General features: G+C 50.7%; 19 protein-coding genes. 14 read left to right on the plus strand and 5 right to left on the minus strand.

Annotated elements, in window-relative coordinates; translation table 11 throughout:
• The first annotated feature begins 214 nt into the window (after window positions 1-214).
• The gene (locus tag QMN38_RS08675) at window positions 215-1,636 is read left to right on the plus strand and encodes an amino acid permease (protein WP_323604847.1); all 1,422 of its coding nucleotides are present in this window, start codon (window positions 215-217) and stop codon (window positions 1,634-1,636) included.
• A gap of 43 nt (window positions 1,637-1,679) precedes the next feature.
• Here the strand turns inward: QMN38_RS08675 and pflA are convergent, their stop codons facing one another.
• The 4 genes from pflA to ycaO all read right to left on the minus strand — a co-directional run bounded on the left by pflA (window position 1,680) and on the right by ycaO (window position 7,970).
• The gene (pflA, locus tag QMN38_RS08680; protein ID WP_003035751.1) at window positions 1,680-2,420 is read right to left on the minus strand and encodes a pyruvate formate lyase 1-activating protein; all 741 of its coding nucleotides are present in this window, start codon (window positions 2,418-2,420) and stop codon (window positions 1,680-1,682) included.
• 185 nt (window positions 2,421-2,605) lie between these two features.
• Window positions 2,606-4,888, minus strand: coding sequence for a formate C-acetyltransferase (pflB, locus tag QMN38_RS08685; RefSeq protein ID WP_137382814.1), 2,283 nt, complete (start codon window positions 4,886-4,888; stop codon window positions 2,606-2,608).
• Between the two features lie 59 nt (window positions 4,889-4,947).
• Window positions 4,948-5,805, minus strand: a complete 858-nt coding sequence (focA, locus tag QMN38_RS08690) for a formate transporter FocA (protein ID WP_003831909.1) — start codon at window positions 5,803-5,805, stop codon at window positions 4,948-4,950.
• 404 nt (window positions 5,806-6,209) lie between these two features.
• The gene (gene ycaO, locus QMN38_RS08695; protein ID WP_271449311.1) at window positions 6,210-7,970 is read right to left on the minus strand and encodes a 30S ribosomal protein S12 methylthiotransferase accessory factor YcaO; all 1,761 of its coding nucleotides are present in this window, start codon (window positions 7,968-7,970) and stop codon (window positions 6,210-6,212) included.
• 449 nt (window positions 7,971-8,419) lie between these two features.
• Between ycaO and serC the strand changes: the two genes are divergently transcribed.
• The 12 genes from serC (at window position 8,420) to QMN38_RS08755 (ending at window position 22,663) form a co-directional block, all read left to right on the plus strand.
• Window positions 8,420-9,508 (plus strand): 3-phosphoserine/phosphohydroxythreonine transaminase, encoded by a 1,089-nt coding sequence (gene serC / locus QMN38_RS08700; RefSeq protein ID WP_137382816.1) that lies wholly within the window; start codon window positions 8,420-8,422, stop codon window positions 9,506-9,508.
• A 69-nt stretch (window positions 9,509-9,577) separates the two neighbouring features.
• Entirely contained in the window at window positions 9,578-10,861 is a 1,284-nt protein-coding gene (aroA, locus tag QMN38_RS08705; RefSeq protein WP_323604848.1) for a 3-phosphoshikimate 1-carboxyvinyltransferase, read from the plus strand.
• Window positions 10,862-11,032: 171 nt separating this feature from the next.
• Window positions 11,033-11,716: a (d)CMP kinase gene (gene cmk, locus QMN38_RS08710; protein WP_137382818.1), complete on the plus strand. Its 684-nt coding sequence runs from the start codon at window positions 11,033-11,035 to the stop codon at window positions 11,714-11,716.
• 113 nt (window positions 11,717-11,829) lie between these two features.
• Window positions 11,830-13,503 (plus strand): 30S ribosomal protein S1, encoded by a 1,674-nt coding sequence (gene rpsA / locus QMN38_RS08715; protein ID WP_003035776.1) that lies wholly within the window; start codon window positions 11,830-11,832, stop codon window positions 13,501-13,503.
• 283 nt (window positions 13,504-13,786) lie between these two features.
• Entirely contained in the window at window positions 13,787-14,071 is a 285-nt protein-coding gene (gene ihfB, locus QMN38_RS08720; RefSeq protein ID WP_003035780.1) for an integration host factor subunit beta, read from the plus strand.
• A 206-nt stretch (window positions 14,072-14,277) separates the two neighbouring features.
• Window positions 14,278-16,542 carry a ComEC family protein gene (locus tag QMN38_RS08725; protein WP_323604849.1) on the plus strand — a complete coding sequence of 755 codons (2,265 nt, stop codon included), beginning with the start codon at window positions 14,278-14,280 and terminating at the stop codon, window positions 16,540-16,542.
• 36 nt (window positions 16,543-16,578) lie between these two features.
• Window positions 16,579-18,327 (plus strand): lipid A ABC transporter ATP-binding protein/permease MsbA, encoded by a 1,749-nt coding sequence (gene msbA / locus QMN38_RS08730; RefSeq protein WP_271449315.1) that lies wholly within the window; start codon window positions 16,579-16,581, stop codon window positions 18,325-18,327.
• On the plus strand, window positions 18,324-19,301 hold the full coding sequence (gene lpxK / locus QMN38_RS08735; protein ID WP_323604850.1) for a tetraacyldisaccharide 4'-kinase: 978 nt from the start codon (window positions 18,324-18,326) through the stop codon (window positions 19,299-19,301). The genes msbA and lpxK overlap by 4 nt, the downstream gene beginning before the upstream one ends.
• A 41-nt stretch (window positions 19,302-19,342) precedes the next feature.
• Complete coding sequence (locus QMN38_RS08740; RefSeq protein ID WP_323604851.1) at window positions 19,343-20,575, plus strand: winged helix-turn-helix domain-containing protein; 1,233 nt, start codon at window positions 19,343-19,345, stop codon at window positions 20,573-20,575.
• 51 nt (window positions 20,576-20,626) lie between these two features.
• Window positions 20,627-20,809: a protein YcaR gene (gene ycaR / locus QMN38_RS08745; protein ID WP_323604852.1), complete on the plus strand. Its 183-nt coding sequence runs from the start codon at window positions 20,627-20,629 to the stop codon at window positions 20,807-20,809.
• The gene (kdsB, locus tag QMN38_RS08750; protein WP_016152452.1) at window positions 20,806-21,552 is read left to right on the plus strand and encodes a 3-deoxy-manno-octulosonate cytidylyltransferase; all 747 of its coding nucleotides are present in this window, start codon (window positions 20,806-20,808) and stop codon (window positions 21,550-21,552) included. The genes ycaR and kdsB overlap by 4 nt, the downstream gene beginning before the upstream one ends.
• Before the next feature lie 217 nt (window positions 21,553-21,769).
• A complete protein-coding gene (locus QMN38_RS08755; RefSeq protein ID WP_137382824.1) occupies window positions 21,770-22,663 on the plus strand; it encodes a YcbJ family phosphotransferase in 894 nt (297 codons plus the stop codon).
• A 117-nt stretch (window positions 22,664-22,780) separates the two neighbouring features.
• On the opposite strand, the gene elyC is transcribed toward QMN38_RS08755, so the two are convergent.
• Complete coding sequence (gene elyC, locus QMN38_RS08760; protein ID WP_271440650.1) at window positions 22,781-23,545, minus strand: envelope biogenesis factor ElyC; 765 nt, start codon at window positions 23,543-23,545, stop codon at window positions 22,781-22,783.
• A 135-nt stretch (window positions 23,546-23,680) separates the two neighbouring features.
• Between elyC and cmoM the strand changes: the two genes are divergently transcribed.
• Complete coding sequence (gene cmoM, locus QMN38_RS08765) at window positions 23,681-24,460, plus strand: tRNA uridine 5-oxyacetic acid(34) methyltransferase CmoM (protein ID WP_040231810.1); 780 nt, start codon at window positions 23,681-23,683, stop codon at window positions 24,458-24,460.

A 24,460-nucleotide genomic window follows, 5' to 3' on the forward strand; every position in this document is an offset into this window, starting at 1 on the left:
TGATTTAACAGGATAAAAACAGGTTCCCATACATGCTGTTTATGTATACTTTATGGGAATCTGTTTTATTTGATTATCGCTATTCTTTCCTGAAAATAAAATGTGCAGAAGATTATAGTTTTACATTCTGCCGTTTCCGCTTGTCCATTTTACCGCGCATAATCCCTCGCTTCATTTATTGATTATCAAAAATAGCGTCTACGAAGGATCGCCAATGGCAAGTGTGCAGGAAAAACAATTGCGGTGGTACAACATCGCATTGATGTCTTTTATTACCGTATGGGGATTCGGCAATGTTGTAAACAACTATGCTAATCAGGGATTAGTGGTTGTCTCTTCATGGATATTTATTTTCGCCCTCTATTTTATCCCTTATGCACTGATTGTCGGACAACTTGGCTCCACGTTTAAAGACGGTAAAGGTGGGGTGAGTACATGGATTAAACACACAATGGGACCGGGACTGGCTTATCTCGCAGCGTGGACCTATTGGGTGGTGCATATCCCTTATCTGGCGCAAAAGCCACAGGCTATTCTGATTGCTCTGGGATGGGCGCTGAAAGGCGATGGCTCTCTGATTAAAGAGTACACCGTGGTGGCGTTGCAGGGGCTGACGTTAGCGCTGTTTGTCTTTTTCATGTGGGTTGCATCCCGTGGCATGAAATCGCTTAAAATCGTTGGGTCGGTTGCGGGGATCGCGATGTTTGTGATGTCCATTCTGTATGTCGTAATGGCCGTCACTGCTCCGGCGATTACTGATGTGCAGATCGCCACAACCAATATCACCTGGGAATCTTTTATCCCGCATATCGATTTTACCTATATCACAACAATCTCGATGCTGGTCTTTGCAGTCGGAGGCGCGGAGAAAATCTCTCCATACGTTAACCAGACGCGTAACCCTGGCAAAGAGTTCCCGAAAGGGATGTTAGTTCTGGCGGTTATGGTGGCGGTGTGTGCGATCCTGGGGTCTCTGGCAATGTGGATGATGTTTGACTCTCAGCATATTCCTGATGACTTAATGACTAATGGCCAGTATTACGCTTTCCAGAAGCTCGGGGAGTATTACGGCATGGGTAACACATTGATGGTTATTTATGCAGTTGCCAACACGTTAGGTCAAATTGCGGCTTTGGTGTTTTCTATTGATGCGCCGCTTAAAGTTTTACTGGGCGATGCCGATCGCAAATATATTCCTGAAAGCCTGTGTAAAACCAATGCCTCTGGTACACCGGTGAATGGCTATATTCTGACGCTGGTGCTGGTGGCCATTTTGATTATGTTGCCAACGCTGGGTATCGGTGACATGAACAATTTGTATAAATGGTTGCTGAATCTGAATTCAGTAGTGATGCCTCTGCGCTATCTGTGGGTGTTTGTGGCATTTATTGCCGTTATTCGTTTGGCGCAGAAATATAAACCGGAATATGTCTTCATCCGTAACCGCTCTCTGGCGATGACGGTGGGAATTTGGTGTTTTGCGTTTACTGCGTTTGCCTGCCTTACGGGGATCTTTCCGAAAATGGAAGCCTTTACTCCAGAGTGGACGTTCCAACTCACGCTGAACATTGTGACGCCGTTTGTGTTGGTTGGACTGGGATTGATTTTCCCGCTGCTGGCAAGAAGAGGGCGTTAAGGGGAAATGTGGTGGGTAACAGGTCTGTTACCCACCACAAGACTTAGTACATCACTTTGTGACCATACTGCTCAAGGATGCCCTTGACGCGCTCCATGGTCTCTTTTTTCGGCGGCTTCACGCCATCCAGTTTGTATTCTTCACCCATCGCCACCCATTTGTGTTTACCCAACTCGTGGTATGGCAGCAGTTCGATTTTTTCGACATTGCCCATATCACGGGTAAATTCGCCCAAACGGTGCGCTGAATCATCATCATCGGACCAGCCAGGTACGACAACATAGCGGATCCACACTTTGATATCTTTGTTGGACAGGTAACGGGCAAACTCCAGTGTGCGATGGTTAGACACGCCGACCAGGTTCTGGTGGATCTCGTCGTTCATCTGTTTCAGATCGAGCATCACCAGATCGGTCACTTCCAGCAACTCATCAATCACCGGGTCGTAGCGGCGGACAAAACCGTTAGTATCAAGACAGGTATGAATACCTTCTTTCTTACAGGCACGGAACCAGTCACGGACGAATTCAGCTTGCAGAATAGCCTCTCCGCCGGATGCTGTTACGCCACCACCGGATGCGTTCATAAAGTGACGATAGGTCACGACTTCTTTCATTAATTCATCGACGGTGACTTCTTTACCGCCGTGCGTATCCCATGTGTCACGGTTGTGGCAGTACAGGCAGCGCATCAGGCAGCCCTGGAAGAAGGTAATAAAGCGGATGCCTGGGCCATCAACAGTGCCACAGGATTCAAAGGAGTGAATGCGACCAATAACTGACATTGCGGTGTTTCTCCAGGTGTGGCCCATCCGGGGCCAGTGTTAGTGCACAGTTATTAACTGTGTCGAGTCTGTTTTGGCTGCTATCCATAAGTATAGATGGCTGACAAAGCAGGCTATTAAAAAGGCCCCACTTACGTGGAGCCTTTATTGTACGCTTTTTAAAGTACGATTTCAGTCAAAACCAATTACATGGTCTGAGTGAAGGTACGAGTAATAACGTCCTGCTGCTGTTCTTTAGTCAGGGAGTTAAAACGTACTGCGTAGCCAGAAACACGGATGGTCAGCTGCGGATATTTTTCCGGATGTTCCATCGCATCCAGCAGCATTTCACGGTTCATGACGTTCACGTTCAGGTGCTGACCACCTTCGATGGACGCTTCATGGTGGAAGTAACCATCCATCAGACCAGCCAGGTTGGTCTTACGAACTTCGTCGTCTTTACCCAGTGCGTTCGGAACGATAGAGAAGGTGTAAGAGATACCATCTTTCGCGTAAGCAAACGGCAGTTTAGCAACGGAGGTCAGAGAGGCAACAGCACCTTTCTGGTCACGGCCGTGCATTGGGTTAGCACCCGGTCCGAACGGCGCGCCAGCACGACGACCATCTGGGGTGTTACCCGTTTTCTTACCATACACAACGTTAGAAGTGATGGTCAGAACAGACTGAGTCGGGATAGCGTTACGGTAAGTAGTCAGTTTCTGAATTTTCTTCATGAAACGTTCTACCAGGTCAACCGCCATGTCATCTACGCGAGAGTCGTTGTTACCGAACTGCGGGTATTCGCCTTCGATTTCGAAGTCAACAGCCAGGCCGTCTTCGTCACGAATCGGTTTAACTTTCGCATATTTGATTGCAGACAGGGAGTCAGCAGCAACGGACAGACCAGCGATACCACACGCCATGGTGCGGATAACGTCACGGTCGTGCAGCGCCATCAGAGAGGCTTCGTAGCTGTACTTGTCGTGCATGTAGTGGATAACGTTCAGTGCAGTGACGTACTGTTTAGCCAGCCAGTCCATGAAGTGATCCATGCGGTCCATAACTTCGTCGAAGTTCAGAACGTCGCCTTTGATCGGTTCAGATTTAGGACCAACCTGCATTTTCAGTTTTTCATCAACGCCGCCGTTGATTGCGTACAGCATGGTTTTCGCCAGGTTTGCACGCGCACCGAAGAACTGCATTTGTTTACCAACAACCATTGGGCTTACGCAGCAAGCGATAGCGTAGTCGTCGTTGTTGAAGTCCGGACGCATCAGGTCATCGTTCTCGTACTGCAGAGAAGAGGTGTCGATGGACACTTTAGCGGCGAATTTCTTGAAGTTCAGAGGCAGTTTTTCAGACCACAGAACAGTGATGTTCGGCTCCGGAGAAGGACCCATGGTGTACAGGGTGTTCAGGAAGCGGAAGCTGTTTTTGGTAACCAGAGTACGGCCGTCAACGCCCATACCACCGATAGATTCAGTTGCCCAAATCGGGTCACCGGAGAACAGTTCATCATATTCAGGCGTACGCAGGAAACGAACCATACGCAGTTTCATGACCAGGTGGTCAATCATTTCCTGAGCGTCTTGCTCGGTGATTTTGCCAGCTTTGATATCACGTTCGATGTAAGCATCCAGGAAGGTGGATACGCGACCGAAGGACATTGCTGCACCGTTCTGAGATTTAACAGCGGCCAGGTAGCCGAAGTAAGTCCACTGGATAGCTTCCTGAGCGTTGGTAGCCGGACCAGAGATATCGCAGCCATATTTAGCCGCCATTTCTTTGATCTGACCCAGAGCGCGGTGCTGTTCAGCGATTTCTTCACGCAGACGGATAGTCGCTTCCAGGTTTACGCCATTTTCCAGGTCTGATTGCAGAGAGACGAACTGAGCGTATTTGTCTTTCATCAGGTAGTCGATACCGTACAGCGCAACGCGACGGTAGTCACCGATGATACGACCACGGCCATACGCATCTGGCAGACCAGTCAGAACACCGGATTTACGGCAGTTCAGAATGTCTTTGGTATAAACATCGAATACACCCTGGTTGTGGGTTTTACGGTATTCGGTGAAGATTTTTTTCAGCATCGGGTCCAGTTCGCGATTGTACGCTTTGCAGGAACCTTCAACCATTTTGATACCGCCAAACGGGATAATCGCACGTTTCAGCGGAGCTTCAGTCTGCAGACCAACAATTTTCTCGAGCGCTTTGTTGATGTAGCCAGCGTCGTGAGAAGTGATGGTAGAAGCAACGGAGGTGTCAAAGTCAACAGGCGCGTGAGTGCGGTTTTCCTGTTTAACGCCTTCCATTACGCTGTCCCACAGTGCAGTGGTCGCTTCAGTTGCGCCAGCCAGGAAGGACTCGTCACCCTCATACGGAGTGTAGTTTTTCTGAATGAAGTCACGGACGTTTACTTCATTCTGCCAATCACCTTTGGTAAAACCTTCCCAGGCTGTGGCTAACTTTTCATTAAGCTCGGACATGTAACACCTACCTTCTTAAGTGGATTTTTTATTTACTACGTGCAATGAGCATCAACAGATTAATGATGATCGTTACCACGCAGGTAAATGACCCAGTATGTCAACCCGACCAACAAACCGCCGCCGATAATGTTACCGATCGTAACCGGAATCAGGTTATCGGTGATGAAATTCATCACGGTCAGGTGAGAAAAATTCTCCGGAGAAGAACCGACAGCGGTCCAGAATTCCGGGGTGGCGAAATCGCGTATTACGATACCCATAGGGATCATAAACATGTTTGCGATACTGTGCTCAAAACCGCTGGCAACAAACATTGCGACCGGTAATACCATGATAAACGCTTTGTCCATCAGGCTGCGGCCAGAGTAGCTCATCCAGACGGCCAGACACACCATTAGGTTAGCCAGAATACCAAGGCTTACAGCTTCAACAAAAGTATGGTGCACTTTGTGGTCGGCAGTTTGCAGGACGTTGAGTCCCCACGCGCCGTTGGCGGTCATATACTCGCCAGAAAGCCACATGAGTAACACAAAGATCAGCGCACCAATCAGGTTACCGACATAAACGTTAAGCCAGTTCTTCGCTAACTGACCCCAGGTAATACGACCACTGGCTTTAGCGACGACAATCAGTACAGTTGAAGTGAAGAGATCAGCGCCGCAGACAACGCAAAGAATCAGCCCCAGGGAAAAGCAGATACCACCCACCAACTTTGCCATGCCGAAAGGCATTGTGCCGGTACCGGTAGTGGCAGTGATATAGAAAACAAAGGCAATTGAAATGAACACACCCGCAGTAATTGCCAGATAGAACGTCTTAAGCGGATGTTTCGTTGCTTTATAGACGCCTGCTTCTTCGGCAACTTTGGCCATAGCAGCAGGAAGTATAAGATCAAAAGGGTTGTCAGCTTTCACACTAACTCTCTCTTTATTAAGTCGGCGACGAGATACTAACAAAGCATTATAGATGAGAATTTGATATAGATCATATCTCGCCTGGCTTATAGGCCCGCAAGACGCATGGTTTTTATGCGATTACGGTGTAACTTATTGATTATCCATATAAAAATAAATTTTAAAAATTATAAAGTGAGTTGAATTTTTTCTTTATGCCTCCAGTTGGACGGTTAATTAAAATGGAGTAATTGAGATAAATAGCGACATTAATAAACCAAAATTTTTAATATCAACTACTAATATTTAACCTTGCTTTTACATTTATTTTTGAGTAGACAAAAATAAAAAAACAGGGCGCTTAAAGCGCCCCGTAATATAGCCCAGACAATACGTTTAGCCTACTCAACATAGGCTGTTTGCCACTATTTTGACCAGTGCGCTGCTTTCGCGCGTTGCAGCTTCTCATAGGCTTTCAGCAGAGACTGATGTGCCGGGAAAGCCTGCAGATCGCTATCAACTGTTTGTAATCCGTAGAATGGCGCTTCTCCGCTCATTGCTGCACTTGCTGCTTCAACTGCCTCTGCACCGTACATACGAACAAATGCGTTAAGATACTGCAGCGGCTGGCGGTCCTCTTCTTGTGACAACAGCAGCAGAGTTTGCAGGCAACGGTAATAGTTTGCGCGTTCAGCACTAAAGACGGATGCGTTAAATTCCATTGTCCATTCCGTCCAGATCAGTGCCTGCTCAAGGTCACCACCCGCCAGAGCCAGCATTACTTTGAGTTCGCCAATGCGCAGGGTATACCAGCCATTATCCGCACCGGTCGCCAAACCCAGCAGCTCACGTACGCGAGTGAAGTCGTCAAACCCTTCTTCATCCAGCTGTGCGAGCAGGTTGAGGTAGTCTTCTTTTTCCCATTCGCTACCCGGCAGAGACAGAATAGTGTCGCGCAGATGCGCGCCCATGCTGTTGTTGGCTAACCACAAATCTTCTGCTGGGTAGATGTCAGACATACCCGGAACGATAATGCGGCAAGCGTAAACGCTCAGATGCTCGTAGTCGGCGATGTAGACTTCTTTATCTTCCGCTTTGAAGATGGTCATCAGGGTTGCAAACTCTTCTTCCGTTGTACCGGAGAAATTCCAGTCAACGAACGGGTAATCGGCATCCTGCTTGAACAGATCCCAGGAGATCAGACCGCTGGAATCGATGAAGTGCGTTTCGAGGTTAGTGTGCTCAGCCACTTCTTCATCGTCGAAGGTTGGGGGGGTGAAGACATCAAGATCTTTCAGACCACGGCCCTGCAACAGCTCAGTGACGGTACGCTCCAGTGCAACACCGAAATCCGGGTGCGCACCGAAAGAGGCAAAACAGGTACCGTTAGCCGGGTTGAACAGTACAACGCAGATAACCGGGTATTTGCCGCCCAGCGAGCCGTCGTACGCGAAGATTGGAAATCCTTCGGCCTCCAGCTTTGCAATGGATTCAACGACTGCCGGGTAACGCGCCATCACTTCGGCCGGAATTTCCGGCAGGCTGATGCTTTCCGCGATAATGCGGTTCTTCACATAGCGCTCAAAAACTTCAGACAGCCCCTGAACGCGGGCTTCATTCGGTGTGTTACCCGCAGACATACCGTTAGATACGTACAGGTTACCGATAATGTTCATCGGAATGTAAACGGTCTGATTATCTGACTGACGGGTAAACGGCAGGCCACAAACGCCGCGTTCTTCATTGCCGGATTGCAGATCGATAAGCATGCTACCGGTCAGTTCATTGTCTGGATCGTAGAATGCACGCAGACGCGCATCCAGCAAACCTTCAGGTACGTCATCATCTTCAGTCAGTGGGAACCATTTTTCGTTCGGGTAATGTACGAACGGGCCGTTAGCGATGGTTTCGCCCAGCCAGAAATCCGCAAAGAAGTAATTCGTGGACAGACGCTCAAAATATTCGCCCAGTGCGGAAGCCAGCGCCGCTTTTTTCGTCGCACCTTTACCGTTGGTAAAGCACAGCGCGCATTCTTTGTCGCGAATATGTACAGACCAGACGTTAGGAACGGGATTCAACCATGAGGCTTCTTCAATTTGAAAACCGAGGTCGAGTAATTTTTGCTGGAAGCGAGCGATGGAATCTTCCAGTGCGGCATCTTTGCCGGGGATAAATGTTTGCGTCATGAAAATCACTTTTGTCGTACGGAAAGCGCGCAATGATACGGGTTTTCAATGAATGGCGCTATCGCCGCCGGAGCCTCGGCGTAAATAAAGCCTTTGATTCACACCGTAGCGTGTTCAGTCGAATGTCTGCGGACTATCTGCTGACGGGTAGGGGGCTTCTTTCTTTATGTCTCTCTGCGCCATGCAAAACCAGAATGGTCGAAGGTCGGCTGGGCAAAATGCGCCTCCTGATAGCGAAAATCTCGGTTTTTATCCGTCAATCCGATAGATTCTGTTGTGTGACGTATCGCTCATTTTGGTCCTGGTCAGTTTTACCCATTGCGGCGCGTGTCACTGAATGATAAAACCGATATCCACAGGAATAACTTATACCCAATGTCTGTCACAGGAATTATCGTAAACGACAGGATGTTGATTGGATGGATAACAACACAACGTGGTGAGGGGAAATGGCTCAGGTCTTCAATTTTAGTTCAGGTCCGGCAATGCTTCCGGCGGAAGTACTTAAACTGGCTCAACAGGATCTTTGTGACTGGAACGGTCTTGGCACGTCGGTGATGGAAATTAGCCACCGAGGCAAAGAGTTCATCCAGGTTGCAGAGGAAGCGGAGCAGGATTTTCGCGATCTTCTCAGTATCCCCTCCAACTATAAAGTGTTGTTCTGCCATGGCGGTGGTCGCGGGCAGTTCGCGGGTATCCCGTTAAATATTCTGGGTGATAAAACCACCGCGGATTACGTCGATGCCGGTTATTGGGCCGCCAGCGCGATTAAAGAAGCGAAAAAGTACTGCACGCCAAACGTTATTGATGCCAAAGTCACCGTTGACGGCTTGCGCGCTGTTAAGCCGATGAGCGAATGGCAGCTTTCTGACAACGCGGCGTATCTGCACTATTGCCCGAACGAAACCATCGACGGTATCGCGATTGATGAAACGCCGAATTTTGCCAGCAATGTGGTCGTCACGGCGGATCTGTCTTCTACCATTCTTTCCGCGCCGCTTGATGTTAGCCGCTATGGCGTTATCTACGCGGGTGCGCAGAAAAATATTGGCCCTGCGGGGCTGACCATTGTCATCGTACGTGAAGATTTACTGGGTAAAGCCCACGTGTCTTGCCCGTCGATCCTTGACTATACCGTACTGAATGACAACGACTCCATGTTTAACACGCCACCGACCTTTGCCTGGTATCTGTCAGGCCTGGTCTTTAAATGGCTGAAAAAACAGGGCGGTGTCAGTGCAATGGATAAAATTAACCAGCAAAAAGCAGAACTGCTGTACGGCGTGATTGATAACAGCGATTTCTACCGCAACGATGTGGCGAAGTCGAACCGTTCACGCATGAACGTACCGTTCCAGTTGGCTGACAGCGCGCTCGATAAACTCTTCCTGGAAGAGTCGTTTGCTGCGGGTCTGCATGCACTGAAGGGACACCGTGTGGTTGGCGGAATGCGGGCTTCAATCTATAACGCTATGCCGCTGGAAGGCGTAAAAGCACTGACCGATTTCATGGTCGATTTCGAGCGTCGCCGCGGCTAATCTGCTGTACTTTTCATCCCCACAGCCAGCCTGTGGGGTTTTTATGTCTGTTTTTGAGAGTTGAGTTTCATGGAATCCCTGACGTTACAACCCATTGCGCGGGTGGATGGCACCATCAATCTGCCTGGATCCAAAAGTGTTTCTAACCGCGCTTTGCTGCTGGCTGCATTAGCAAATGGCACTACTGTCCTGACAAACCTGCTGGACAGTGATGATGTCCGCCATATGCTGAATGCGCTGAATGCGTTGGGGATTAGCTATACCCTTTCGGCCGATCGTACCCGCTGTGAAATTACGGGGAATGGTGGTCCGCTGCATGCCGAAGGTGCTGTAGAGCTGTTCCTTGGTAACGCCGGAACCGCAATGCGCCCGCTGGCCGCCGCTCTGTGCCTGGGCAGCAATGATATCGTGTTGACGGGTGAACCGCGCATGAAAGAGCGCCCGATTGGCCATCTGGTTGATGCGCTGCGCCAGGGCGGAGCGAATATTGAATACCTGGAGCAGGAAAACTATCCGCCTTTACGTCTGCGTGGTGGCTTCGACGGAGGACAGGTTGAGGTAGACGGCAGCGTTTCCAGCCAGTTCCTGACCGCGCTGCTGATGACGGCACCGCTGGCACCGCAGGATACGACGATCGCGATTAAAGGCGATCTGGTGTCAAAACCGTACATCGACATCACGCTGAACCTGATGAAAACGTTTGGTGTTGACATTGAAAACCAGAACTACCAGCGTTTTGTCGTACAAGGCAACCAACAATACCAGTCTCCGGGCGCTTATCTGGTAGAAGGCGATGCTTCATCGGCCTCGTACTTTCTCGCGGCCGGTGCGATCAAAGGCGGTACGGTGAAGGTTACCGGAATTGGGCGTCATAGCATGCAGGGTGATATTCGCTTTGCCGATGTGCTGGAAAAAATGGGCGCGACCGTGACATGGGGTGATGATTTTATTGCCTGTACTCGCGGTGAGTTGAACGCTGTTGATATGGATATGAATCATATTCCTGATGCGGCAATGACCATTGCGACCGCCGCGCTGTTTGCAAAGGGCACAACGACTTTACGGAACATTTACAACTGGCGTGTCAAAGAGACTGACCGTCTGTTTGCTATGGCAACCGAGCTACGGAAAGTGGGTGCGGAAGTTGAAGAGGGGCATGATTTTATCCGTATCACTCCGCCGGTTAAGCTGCAGTTTGCGGATATTGCGACCTATAACGATCACCGTATGGCGATGTGTTTCTCGCTGGTGGCGCTGTCTGACACACCGGTTACCATTCTTGACCCGAAATGTACCGCGAAAACCTTCCCGGATTACTTCGAACAACTGGCCCGTATCAGCACACCTGCCTGACTTTATTGCCGCATCTTCGGGTGCGGCACATTCCGTCATCTCCGATTGCCCATTTATTCTACACTCAGCTTCAATGAGTCTGTATTTTTCACACAAAGATAACGTTCGTAGACGTTGGCGCGTATAATGCGCGGCGTTCACGTTAACGTATGCCTGTTTAAGGAGAAAAAGATGACGGCAATTGCCCCGGTTATTACCATTGATGGCCCAAGTGGTGCAGGTAAAGGCACCTTGTGCAAGGCAATGGCGGAAGCATTGCAGTGGCATCTGTTAGATTCAGGCGCGATCTACCGTGTACTGGCTCTTGCGGCGTTGCATCATCATGTTGATGTGACTTCTGAAGATGCTCTGGTACCGCTTGCATCGCATCTGGATGTGCGTTTTATCTCAACAGACGGCAATCTGGAAGTTATTCTGGAAGGCGAAGATGTCAGTGGTGAAATCCGCACTCAGGAAGTGGCAAATGCCGCATCCCAGGTGGCTGCATTTCCCCGTGTGCGCGAAGCGCTTTTGCGCCGCCAACGTGCCTTCCGCGAAGCACCTGGCCTGATCGCTGACGGACGCGATATGGGCACGGTGGTATTCCCTGATGCACCAGTAAAAATTTTTCTGGACGCCTCCTCGCAAGAACGTGCGCATCGACGTATGCTACAGTTGCAGGAGAAGGGCTTTAGTGTTAACTTTGAACGCCTTTTGGCCGAGATCGAAGAACGCGATGATCGTGATCGCAACCGTGCTGTAGCGCCGCTGGTTCCCGCTGCTGATGCTTTAGTTTTGGATTCAACCCGATTAAGCATTGAGCAAGTGATTGAAAAAGCGTTACAATACGCGCGCCAAAAACTGGCTCTCGCATAAGTGCGACCGAATTTGCAGTACCCCCGTTGCAATGGATTGACAGCGGGTATGTTAAACAACCCCATCCGGCATGGAGCCAGGTGGACGTTAAATATGAAACCTGAAGATTAAACATGACTGAATCTTTTGCTCAACTGTTTGAAGAATCCTTAAAAGAAATCGAAACCCGTCCGGGTTCCATCGTTCGTGGTGTTGTTGTTGCTATCGACAAAGACGTAGTACTGGTTGACGCCGGTCTGAAATCTGAGTCCGCCATTCCGGCAGAGCAGTTCAAAAACGCCCAGGGCGAGCTGGAAATCCAGGTTGGTGACGAAGTTGACGTTGCTCTGGATGCAGTAGAAGACGGCTTCGGTGAAACCCTGCTGTCCCGTGAAAAAGCTAAACGTCACGAAGCTTGGATCACGCTGGAAAAAGCTTACGAAGAAGCTGCAACCGTTACTGGTGTTATCAATGGCAAAGTCAAGGGTGGCTTCACTGTTGAGCTGAATGGTATTCGCGCGTTCCTGCCGGGTTCCCTGGTAGACGTTCGTCCGGTCCGCGACACGCTGCACCTGGAAGGCAAAGAGCTTGAATTCAAAGTCATCAAGCTGGATCAGAAGCGTAACAACGTTGTTGTTTCCCGTCGTGCCGTTATCGAATCCGAAAACAGCGCAGAACGCGATCAGCTGCTGGAAAACCTGCAGGAAGGCATGGAAGTTAAAGGTATCGTTAAGAACCTCACTGACTACGGTGCATTCGTTGATCTGGGTGGCGTTGACGGCCTGCTGCACATCACCGACATGGCATGGAAACGCGTTAAGCATCCGAGCGAAATCGTAAACGTTGGCGACGAAATCACTGTTAAAGTGCTGAAGTTCGACCGCGAGCGTACTCGTGTATCTCTGGGCCTGAAACAGCTGGGCGAAGATCCATGGGTAGCTATCGCTAAGCGTTATCCGGAAGGTACCAAACTGACTGGCCGCGTGACCAACCTGACCGACTACGGCTGCTTCGTTGAAATCGAAGAAGGCGTTGAAGGCCTGGTTCACGTTTCCGAAATGGATTGGACCAACAAAAACATCCACCCGTCCAAAGTTGTTAACGTTGGCGATGTAGTGGAAGTTATGGTTCTGGATATCGACGAAGAACGTCGTCGTATCTCCCTGGGTCTGAAGCAGTGCAAAAACAACCCATGGCAGCAGTTCGCGGAAACCCACAACAAGGGCGACCGTGTTGAAGGTAAAATCAAGTCTATCACTGACTTCGGTATCTTCATCGGCCTGGACGGCGGCATCGACGGCCTGGTTCACCTGTCTGACATCTCCTGGAACGTTGCAGGCGAAGAAGCAGTACGTGAATACAAAAAAGGCGACGAAATCGCAGCAGTTGTTCTGCAGGTTGATGCAGAACGTGAGCGTATCTCTCTGGGCGTTAAACAGCTCGCAGAAGATCCGTTCAACAACTGGGTTGCACTGAACAAGAAAGGCGCAATCGTAAACGGTAAAGTCACTGCAGTTGACGCTAAAGGCGCAACCGTAGAACTGGCTGACGGCGTTGAAGGTTACCTGCGCGCTTCTGAAGCTTCCCGCGACCGCGTTGAAGATGCAACTCTGGTTCTGAGCGTAGGCGACGACGTTGAAGCTAAATTCACCGGCGTTGATCGTAAGAACCGTGCAATCAGCCTGTCTGTTCGTGCTAAAGACGAAGCTGATGAGAAAGATGCAATCGCAACTGTTAACAAACAGGAAGATGCAAACTTCTCTAACAACGCAATGGCTGAAGCTTTCAAAGCAGCTAAAGGCGAGTAATATCGAGTACTCTATACCCTAAATAATTCGAGTTGCAGGAAGGCGGCAAGGGAGCGAATCCCCAGGAGCTTACTTCAGTAAGTGATTGGGGTGAACGAGCGTAGCCAACGCACATGCAGCTTGAAGTATGACGGGTATAATCCTTTGTGCTATTAACAGCACAAAGGGTGACGAGTAGCTTGACAGATTACAGGATTCGTCCTGTAATCAATGACAAAGGGCGGCTACGGCCGCCCTTAATCAATGCAGCAGCTAATTTTGCCTTTAAGGAACCGGAGGAATCATGACCAAGTCAGAATTGATTGAAAGACTTGCAACCCAGCAACCTCATATTCCCGCGAAAGCGGTTGAAGATGCAGTAAAAGAGATGCTGGAACATATGGCCTCGACTCTTGCGCAGGGCGAGCGTATTGAAATCCGCGGTTTCGGTAGTTTTTCTTTGCATTACCGCGCACCACGCACCGGACGTAATCCGAAGACTGGCGATAAAGTGGATCTGGAAGGAAAATATGTTCCGCACTTTAAACCGGGTAAAGAACTGCGCGATCGCGCCAATATTTACGGTTAAGTCCTCAGCAAGACTTAGCTCCGAGAAAAGCACCTGTATGGGTGCTTTTTTCATTTTTACCTCTCTGTACTGGAATCGCTCTCCCAACCTGGTTGTATGTTACATCTGCAGTTAAATAACAGCGGAATGCACCTCGTTTACCGGTAAATAGTTGCCAGACATCTGCTGAGTTGTCCTGCACACTCTCTGTCACAGGGAGGTGTCATATGAAAATAACAACAATCAGTACGTGTGCGTTATGCGGCATTCTCCCGCTGACGGTATTACCCGTATTACCTGACATGCTGTGTGTCAGCTTTGTATTTGGTCTGGCGTGTCTGCTTTGTCTCATTCCTCATCGATATATGCATTACGTCGGATTAGTCCTGCTGTTTTTCCTGTGGGGAATACTGGCAGCGAAAGAGGTTATCTGGGCTGGGGATACGCTCCCGGCCAAAACGCAGCAGGCTATCGTTCAAATAACCGGGACCGACAATATGACCACGCACTACGGTCATATTACACACCTTCAGGGGAGACGGATATTTCCTACCGTTGGCGTCGTACTGTATGGGCAGTACTTACCCGGCGATGTTTGCGCAGGTCAGTCATGGGCGATGACGCTGAAAGTTCGCGCTGTGCATGGGCAACTGAATGAAGGTGGCTTTGATAGCCAGCGCTATGCATTGGCACAGCATCAGCCGCTGACGGGGCGTTTTCTGCAGGCCTCAGTGATTACGCCGCAATGCAGTCTGCGTGCACGTTATCTCTCCTCGCTAAAAACCACGCTTGCCGCCTATCCCTGGCAGCAAGTCATACTGGGGTTAGGGATGGGGGAACGTTTGTCTGTATCGCAGGCGGTAAAAAAAATAATGCGTGATACCGGAACAGCACATTTGATGGCTATTTCCGGGCTGCATATTGCTTTTGCCGCACTCCTCGCTGGCGGACTGATACGCGGTGGACAATTTTTTATGCCGGCACGCTGGATCTGCTGGCAGGCTCCGCTAGTCGGAGGTGTGCTCTGCGCTGTATTTTATGCCTGGCTGACGGGGCTGCAGCCACCGGCATTACGCACGGTCACCGCGCTAATGGTATGGGGGGGACTAAAACTAAGCGGCAGGCAGTGGAGTGGCTGGGCAGTCTGGATTACCTGCCTGGCAGCAATTGTGGTAGTGGATCCGGTCGCGGTGCTTTCACAAAGCCTGTGGTTGTCTGCTTTCGCCGTAGCGGCGCTGATATTCTGGTATCAGTGGATGCCGATGCCGTACTGGTCCCTCCCGCGTATCGGGCGTGCAGTACTGGCGCTTGCTCATCTTCAGTTGGGTATTACGGTGCTGCTTCTGCCTGTCCAAATCGCATTATTTCACGGTATTAGCCTGACCTCATTCCTGGCCAATTTATTTGCGGTACCGCTGGTCACATTTGTTTCAGTTCCCCTGATATTAGCGGGAATGGTCGTGCATTTAACCGGTCAGGTGATGATTGAGGCGGGGTTGTGGTATTTCGCTGACCGTTCTCTGGCACTGTTATTTTGGGGACTCAATAGCTTACCGGAAGGATGGATCAACATTGATGGACGTTGGCAATGGCTTGCGCTGTCCCCATGGCTGACGCTTATTGTATGGCGATTAAAAGCATGGAAAACGCTACCGGTTGCCTGTTTTACCGGACTTTTGTTATTGAGTGGACCATTCTGGAGAACACCCCGCGCTGATTTGTGGCAGGTCCATATGCTGGATGTAGGGCAGGGACTGGCAATGGTGATTGTCCGTAATGGTAAAGCGATTCTCTATGATACCGGATTGGCCTGGCCAGAGGGCGATAGTGCGCAGCAGTTGATCATTCCCTGGCTACGTTGGCACAACCTGGAACCGCAAGGGGTAATTCTAAGCCACGAACATTTGGATCACCGGGGAGGGTTGCAATCACTACAGCAAGCCTGGCCGTCGCTGTGGATTAGAAGTCCGTTGGGCTGGAAAGGTCATCTCCCTTGTTTTCGCGGGGAACGCTGGCAGTGGCAGGGATTAACATTTAGCGCACATTGGCCAGTCAGTGGAAATAAAGAGCAGGGGAATAACCATTCCTGTGTGGTAAAGGTGGATGACGGACATCAGAGTATTCTTCTGACAGGTGATATTGAATCCCCAGCTGAACAAAAAATGCTAAGTCACTACTGGCAGCATCTGCAGGCTACGTTTGTGCAGGTTCCACACCATGGGAGTAACACGTCATCCTCATTGGCGCTAGTTCAACGCATTGGTGGACAGGCCGCAATAGCCTCTGCATCCCGCTACAATGCCTGGCGTCTACCGTCATGGAAAGTCCGGCAGCGTTACCGGCAACAAAATTACCAGTGGCTGGACACACCCCACCAGGGGCAAATCACGCTGGATATTTATCAAAAAAGTTGGCGAATACGCAGCTTACGGGATCAGATTTTACCCCGTTGGTATCATCAGTGGTTTGGCGTGTTGGAGGATAACGGGTAGAATATGCGGCTATTCTAACAAATGCTGGTTTTTTGAATGCATAACGATAAAGATCTCTCTACGTGGCAGACGTTTCGCCGACTATGGCCAACCATAGCGCCTTTTAAATCGGGTCTGATCGTGGCGGGTATAGCGTTAGTCCTTAACGCGGCCAGCGATACCTTCATGTTATCGCTCCTCAAGCCATTACTGGATGATGGTTTTGGTAAAACTGATCGCTCTGTGCTGCTGTGGATGCCGCTGGTGGTCATTGGGCTGATGATAGTTCGTGGTATTACGAGCTATGTCTCCAGCTACTGTATTTCATGGGTGTCAGGCAAAGTGGTCATGACCATGCGCCGCCGCCTGTTTGGTCATATGATGGGCATGCCTGTCGCCTTTTTTGATAAACAGTCCACCGGTACGCTGCTGTCTCGTATTACCTATGATTCAGAGCAGGTCGCGTCTTCGTCTTCCGGCGCATTGATCACTGTGGTACGTGAAGGGGCCTCAATTATTGGCCTGTTTATCATGATGTTCTACTACAGTTGGCAGCTGTCATTGATCCTGATTGTGCTGGCACCTATCGTGTCGGTGGCCATTCGCGTGGTCTCCAAGCGTTTTCGTAACATCAGTAAAAACATGCAAAACACCATGGGGCAGGTTACCACCAGTGCAGAGCAGATGCTGAAAGGCCACAAAGAAGTGTTGATTTTTGGTGGTCAGGAAGTTGAAACCAAGCGTTTTGATAAAGTCAGCAACAAGATGCGTTTGCAGGGGATGAAGATGGTTTCTGCCTCTTCTATCTCCGATCCTATCATCCAGTTGATCGCTTCTCTGGCTCTGGCTTTCGTGTTATATGCGGCCAGTTTCCCAAGCGTGATGGAAAACCTGACGGCAGGGACAATTACCGTTGTCTTCTCTTCAATGATCGCACTGATGCGTCCGCTGAAATCACTGACTAACGTCAATGCACAGTTCCAGCGCGGTATGGCTGCATGCCAGACCTTATTTACGATTCTGGATAGCGAACAAGAGAAAGATGAAGGTAAACGCGTCATTGAGCGCGCTTCCGGCGATCTGGAGTTCCGTAATGTCACCTTTACCTACCCGGGCCGTGACATTCCTGCGTTACGTAACATCAACCTGAATATTCCGGCGGGCAAAACCGTTGCCCTGGTTGGACGTTCCGGTTCTGGTAAATCTACTATTGCCAGCCTGATCACGCGCTTCTACGATATTGATGAAGGGCAGATTCTAATGGATGGGCACGACCTGCGTGAATACACCCTGTCATCTCTGCGCGATCAGGTGGCGCTGGTATCGCAGAACGTTCACCTGTTCAACGATACGGTTGCCAACAATATCGCCTATGCGCGTACCGATATGTATAGCCGTGAGCAGATCGAAAAAGCCGCACAGATGGCCTACGCCATGGATTTCATCAACAAGATGGATGATGGTCTGGATACGGTGATTGGCGAAAACGGCGTGCTGCTTTCAGGTGGTCAGCGCCAGCGTATCGCCATTGCTCGCGCTTTGCTGCGCGACAGTCCGATCCTTATCCTCGATGAAGCTACGTCGGCGCTGGATACCGAATCTGAACGCGCGATTCAGTCTGCACTTGATGAGCTACAGAAAAACCGTACTTCTCTGGTTATTGCCCACCGCCTTTCTACCATTGAACAGGCAGACGAGATCATCGTGGTGGAAGACGGGCTGATTGTTGAGCGCGGAACTCATAGCGAACTGCTTGAGCAGCGTGGGGTTTATGCACAATTACATAAAATGCAATTTGGTCAATGATCGCACGTATCTGGTCCGGTGAATCGCCGTTATGGCGATTATTACTGCCACTTTCCTGGCTGTATGGTCTGGTGAGTGGCGGGATTCGTCTATGCTACAAGCTTGGGCTTAAACGTGCATGGCGTGCGCCAGTACCGGTGGTGATAGTCGGTAATCTGACCGCAGGCGGCAATGGTAAAACACCGGTAGTCATCTGGCTGGTTGAACAGCTGCAGCAACGCGGTATTCGTGTGGGCGTAGTGTCCCGTGGCTATGGCGGGAAAGCAGCGACTTATCCGCTATTGCTAACGGCAGACACCACTACTGCAGAAGCGGGTGATGAGCCTGTGCTTATCTTTCAACGTACCGGCGTACCCGTAGCGGTATCTCCGGTAAGATCGGATGCGGTAAAAGCGATCCTTGCTCATCATGATGTGCAGATCATTGTGACGGACGATGGGTTACAGCACTATCGTCTGGCTCGTGATGTTGAAATCGTGGTGATTGACGGTGTGCGTCGGTTTGGTAACGGCTGGTGGCTTCCTGCGGGTCCAATGCGTGAGCGTGCTGGTCGGCTGAAATCGGTGGATGCCACGATCGTTAATGGCGGCGTTGCGCGACCGGGTGAAATTCCCATGCATCTTGAGCCGGGACTGGCCGTTAATTTACGTACCGGTGAACGCCGCGATGTCGCGCAACTTCCTGATATTGTCGCCATGGCGGGTATCGGCCACCCACCCCGTTTTTTTGCCACGCTTGAGGCATGTGGTGCAAGGCCACAAAAATGTGTCGCACTGGCGGACCATCAGTCTCTGACCTACAGTGACGTCAGTGCGTTGGTAGCCGAAGGACAAACGCTGGTGATGACGGAAAAAGATGCCGTCAAATGCCGCGCATTTTCCGATGATAACTGGTGGTATTTACCCGTTGACGCACATCTGTCAGGCGAACGGCCTGATGCGTTGCTGGATAGCTTAATCTCGCTGACTCGCTAACCGATTCAAGCTGCGGCAGCGGATCATTTATGAGGCCATAAATGTCGTTGCCGCACCTTTCTTTGACGGATGCCCGTCATCTTCACCTTGCTGCACAAGGTCTGCTGAAAAAAACACGTCGTCGGGCAACGCCGGCGGATATTCTGGCGACCATTTCTCGCATGTCCCTATTGCAAATCGATACCATCAATATTGTCGCGCGCAGTCCCTATCTGGTGCTGTTTAGCCGTTTGGGTGACTATTCCCCCCAATGGCTCGATGACGCCTTACTGCAGGGTGAACTGATGGAGTACTGGGCGCATGAAGCCTGTTTTTTACCGCGCAGCGACTTTACGCTGATACGCCACCGCATGCTGGCCCCGGAAAAAATGGGCTGGAAATACAAAGCGGCGTGGATGAAAGAACATGCACATGAAATTGAGCAACTGCTCCAGCACATCCAACATAACGGGCCGGTTCGTTCAGCCGATTTTGAGCATCCTCGTAAGGGCTCCAGCGGCTGGTGGGAATGGAAGCCGCATAAGCGTCATCTGGAAGGGCTTTTTACATCCGGGAAAGTGATGGTGGTGGAGCGGCGTAATTTTCAGCGAGTGTATGATTTAACGCATCGCGTCATGCCTCATTGGGATGACGAGCGTGACTGGCTGTCGCAGGATGAAGCCGAAATTGTGATGCTGGATAATAGCGCTCGTAGTTTGGGTATCTTCCGTGAGCAGTGGTTGTCGGACTACTATCGACTGAAACGCCCGGCGTTAAAAAACTGGTGCGATATGCGGAGGGAACAGCGACATATAAATCCTGTTGATGTAGAAGGGCTGGGCACCCTGTGGCTGCATAGCAACCTTCAGCCGCAACTGGAACTTGCTCTGGCAGGAAAGTTGACTGCCACTCACAGCGCTGTTTTATCCCCGTTTGACCCGGTGGTCTGGGATCGTAAACGGGCTGAACAGCTGTTTGATTTTAGCTACAGACTGGAATGCTATACGCCAGCGGCCAAACGTCAGTACGGCTATTTTGTCTTACCTCTGCTGCATCGCGGCCAGTTGGTTGGACGTATAGATGCCAAAATGCACCGTAAAACCGCTGTGCTGGAAGTCATTTCACTGTGGTTACAGGATGGCGTTAGGCCCGGGGTGACGCTGCAAAAAGGCTTGCTCCAGGCCATCAGTGATTTTGCTCGCTGGCAGCAGGCGTCGCGAGTGACATTGGGGAATTGCCCGGACGGTTTATTTGCTGACTCTCGGCACGGTTGGGAAATAGACCCAGCCTCTTAATTGATTATGTTAATATTTACGGATTCACAATCCGGTCCATCTGGAGGAACTATGGATCATCGTCTGCTTGAAATCATTGCCTGCCCGGTATGCAATGGAAAACTCTGGTTTAACCAGGAAAAACAGGAACTGATTTGTAAACTGGATAACCTTGCTTTCCCACTGCGCGATGGCATTCCCGTTTTGCTGGAAACCGAAGCCCGTGTTCTGACAACTGATGAGAGTAAATCATGAGTTTTGTGGTCATTATTCCTGCGCGTTATGCATCCACGCGTTTGCCGGGTAAGCCGCTGCTGGATATCAACGGCAAGCCCATGATTGTGCATGTGCTGGAGCGAGCGCGTGAATCTGGCGCTGAGCGTATTATTGTTGCCACCGATCATGAAGATGTCGCTCGTGCGGTAGAAGCGGTGGGTGGCGAAGTGTGCATGACCCGCGCCGATCACCAGTCTGGCACGGAGCGACTGGCGGAAGTTGTCGAAAAATGTGGTTTTAGCGATGATACCGTTATCGTGAACGTACAGGGTGATGAGCCGATGATCCCGGCGGTCATTATTCGTCAGGTGGCAGAAAATCTGGCGCAACGTCAGGTTGGAATGGCGACGCTGGCAGCCCCCATTCATAGCGCGGAAGAAGCGTTTAATCCGAATGCGGTAAAAGTTGTGCTGGATGCCGAAGGCTATGCACTCTATTTTTCCCGTGCGACGATCCCATGGGATCGCGACCGTTTTGCCAAAAGCCTCGAAACGGTGGGCGATACCTTCCTGCGTCACCTGGGCATTTACGGTTATCGCGCCGGATTTATTCGCCGTTATGTAAACTGGCAGCCAAGCCCGCTTGAGCATATTGAAATGCTGGAGCAACTGCGTGTGCTGTGGTACGGCGAAAAAATTCACGTCGCCGTTGCCAAGGAAGTTCCTGGCACAGGGGTTGATACCGCTGAAGATCTTGAGCGTGTTCGCGCTGAGATGCGTTAGTTTTTCTCACGATTCTCCATCAAGATACGCTGAATAATTTAAGTTGCAGGAGGCTTTACTCACCTGCAGCTTGAAGTATGACGCGTATTTTTGGGAGGCGTATCGTATCGTTACGCTTTTCCTCCACTTTTCTTTTCATCAATTGATCTCATCCGGGTGACATCTGTCTGCACGACGCTCATTATGAAAGCAGTAGCATTTATGAGGGCAATCTGAAATGGAACAGTTGCGTGCCGAACTCAGCCATCTGTTGGGTGAAAAACTCAGTCGTATTGAATGCGTAAATGAAAAAGTGGATACGGCCCTGTGGTCACTGTATGACAGCCAGGGAAATCCGATGCCACTGATGGCGAGAAGTTTCACCACACCGGGGATGGCGCAGCAGTTAGCCTGGAAAACTACCATGCTGGCACGCAGCGGGACGGTGCGTATGCCAGTCATTTATGGGGTCTTAACGCACGAAGAGCATCCCGGCCCTGATGTCCTGTTGCTTGAGCGTTTACGCGGTGTGCCGGTAGAAGCGCCTGCCCGAACCCCGGAACGCTGGGAGCATTTAAAAGATCAGATCGTGGAAGGCTTGCTGTCGTGGCACCGTCAGGACAGTCGTGGCTGTGTGGGGGCGGTGGACAATACGCAAGAGAATCTCTGGCCATCCTGGTATCGGCAGCGTGTTGAAGTGCTATGGAGCACGTTAAACCAGTTCAACAACACCGGACTGACGATGCAGGACAAGCGAATTTTGTTTCGTACCCGAGAATGCTTACCTGCCTTGTTTGAAGGTTTTAATGATAATTGCGTACTGATCCACGGTAATTTCAGTTTACGCAGTATGCTCAAAGATGCCCGTAGCGATCAGCTTCTGGCGATGGTGGGACCTGGCTTAATGCTGTGGGCACCGAGAGAGTATGAATTGTTCCGCTTGATGGACAATGCGCTGGCGGAAAGTCTGTTGTGGCAGTATTTACAACGCGCGCCGGTGGCGGAATCATTTATCTGGCGGCGCTGGCTATACGTGTTGTGGGATGAAGTTGCGCAACTGGTCAATACCGGACGTTTTAGCCGCTCTAACTTTGATCTGGCGACTAAATCTCTGTTGCCCTGGCTCGCCTGAGTAGCCGGTTGCGGCATTGCCGGATGGCAGCCTGAGCGCCTTATCCGGCCTACAATTGAGCGCTGAACACGCCGGCCTGATAAGACGCGTGAATGTCGCCATCAGGCAGCATTCCTGTCAATGTTCCGATCCCTTCAGCCACTGCCAGATGCGCCCTAACGTTTCGTAACCAACCCGATCGCTATGCATCAGCCAGACAGGCGAAGGAATTGCTCGCTCCCACGGATTGAGTGGTGAATCGATGGCCAGTTGATTGGCGGGTGCAGGCAAAGGATGCAGTCCGGCCTGCTGGAAGAAAATCATCGCACGCGGTAAGTGCGATGCGGATGTCACCAGCAGGAACGGCGCATCGCCAATAGCCTGTTTTACTGCAATCGCTTCTTCTTCGGTATCTTTAGGTTTATCCAGCGTAATGATCTCGCTGCGGGGGACGCCCAGCGACTGCGCCACGCGAGCACCGACTTCGGCCGTGCTGACGTTATTGGTTTTCGCGGCCGCGCCGGTAAAAATCAGCTTCGATCCGGGATTCGCCCGCCACAAACGAATACCTTCATTCAGACGCGGAAGACTATTACTGATGAGGTTAGAACTCGGCGCCCACTGCGGATTCCAGGTGTACCCCCCACCCAGCACCACGATGTAGTGCACTTTTTGTGTATCCTGCCAGGTAGGATAACTGTCCTCAAGCGGTTTCAGCAGACGATCGGCGACAGGTTGCAGGCTAAGCAGTAAAAGTGCGAGCCAACTCAGGCTGATACACACTTTCCCCGTTTTCTGAAAGCGGCTAAACCAGATCAACCCCAGGCCGATGCCCATCACAAGCAGTATCAACGGAAGCGGCAGCATCATACCGCCAATCACTTTCTTCAGCGTAAAAAGCATCCTTTTTGGTTCCTTTTTTAACCATATAGCAGGGGATCTGCAGCGATATTACACCAGGAAGGTTCATTCTCGGCGTGGGTGTGACAAAATAGCGGTTTTACTTAGTTGCCCTAAAGCCAGCCTGTGGAGAGCCCGATGCGGGATCGCAATTTTGATGACATTGCAGAGAAGTTTTCCCGTAACATTTACGGCACCACTAAAGGCCAATTAAGACAGGCTATTCTTTGGCAGGATTTGGATCGCTTACTACCCACGCTCGGTGAACAGAAATTACATATTCTGGATGCAGGGGGGGGCGAAGGGCAAACGGCCATCAAAATGGCGGAGCGCGGTCACTTCGTGACATTATGCGACCTGTCCGGTGAGATGATCGCCCGTGCGCAGCAGGCAGCAGAGGCAAAAGGTGTGAGCGGAAACATGCATTTCATACAATGCGCCGCTCAGGATGTTGCTGCGCATTTGGAAAGCCCGGTTGATCTGATATTGTTTCATGCTGTGCTGGAATGGGTGGCTGAACCAGTTTGCGTGCTGCAAACCCTGTGGTCGGTATTGCGTCCCGGCGGCGCGTTATCGTTAATGTTCTACAATGCTAACGGTCTGCTGATGCACAACATGGTCGCAGGGAATTTTGACTATGTGCAGGTTGGGATGCCAAAACGTAAAAAACGTACGCTTTCACCAGACTACCCGCGTGAACCAGGACAGGTTTATCAGTGGCTGGAAGAGATCGGTTGGCAGATAACCGGTAAGACAGGCGTACGCGTGTTTCATGATTATCTGCGAGATAAGCATCAACAGCGTGACGGTTATGAAATGTTACTTGAGTTAGAAACGCGCTATTGCCGCCAGGAGCCGTATATCAGCCTTGGCCGCTATATTCATGTCACCGCGCGCAAACCGCAGATGCAAGGATAA

Origin of the sequence: Citrobacter sp. R-1.5.2 (assembly GCF_035064245.1) — a bacterium.
In the GTDB taxonomy this organism is placed as follows: domain Bacteria; phylum Pseudomonadota; class Gammaproteobacteria; order Enterobacterales; family Enterobacteriaceae; genus Citrobacter.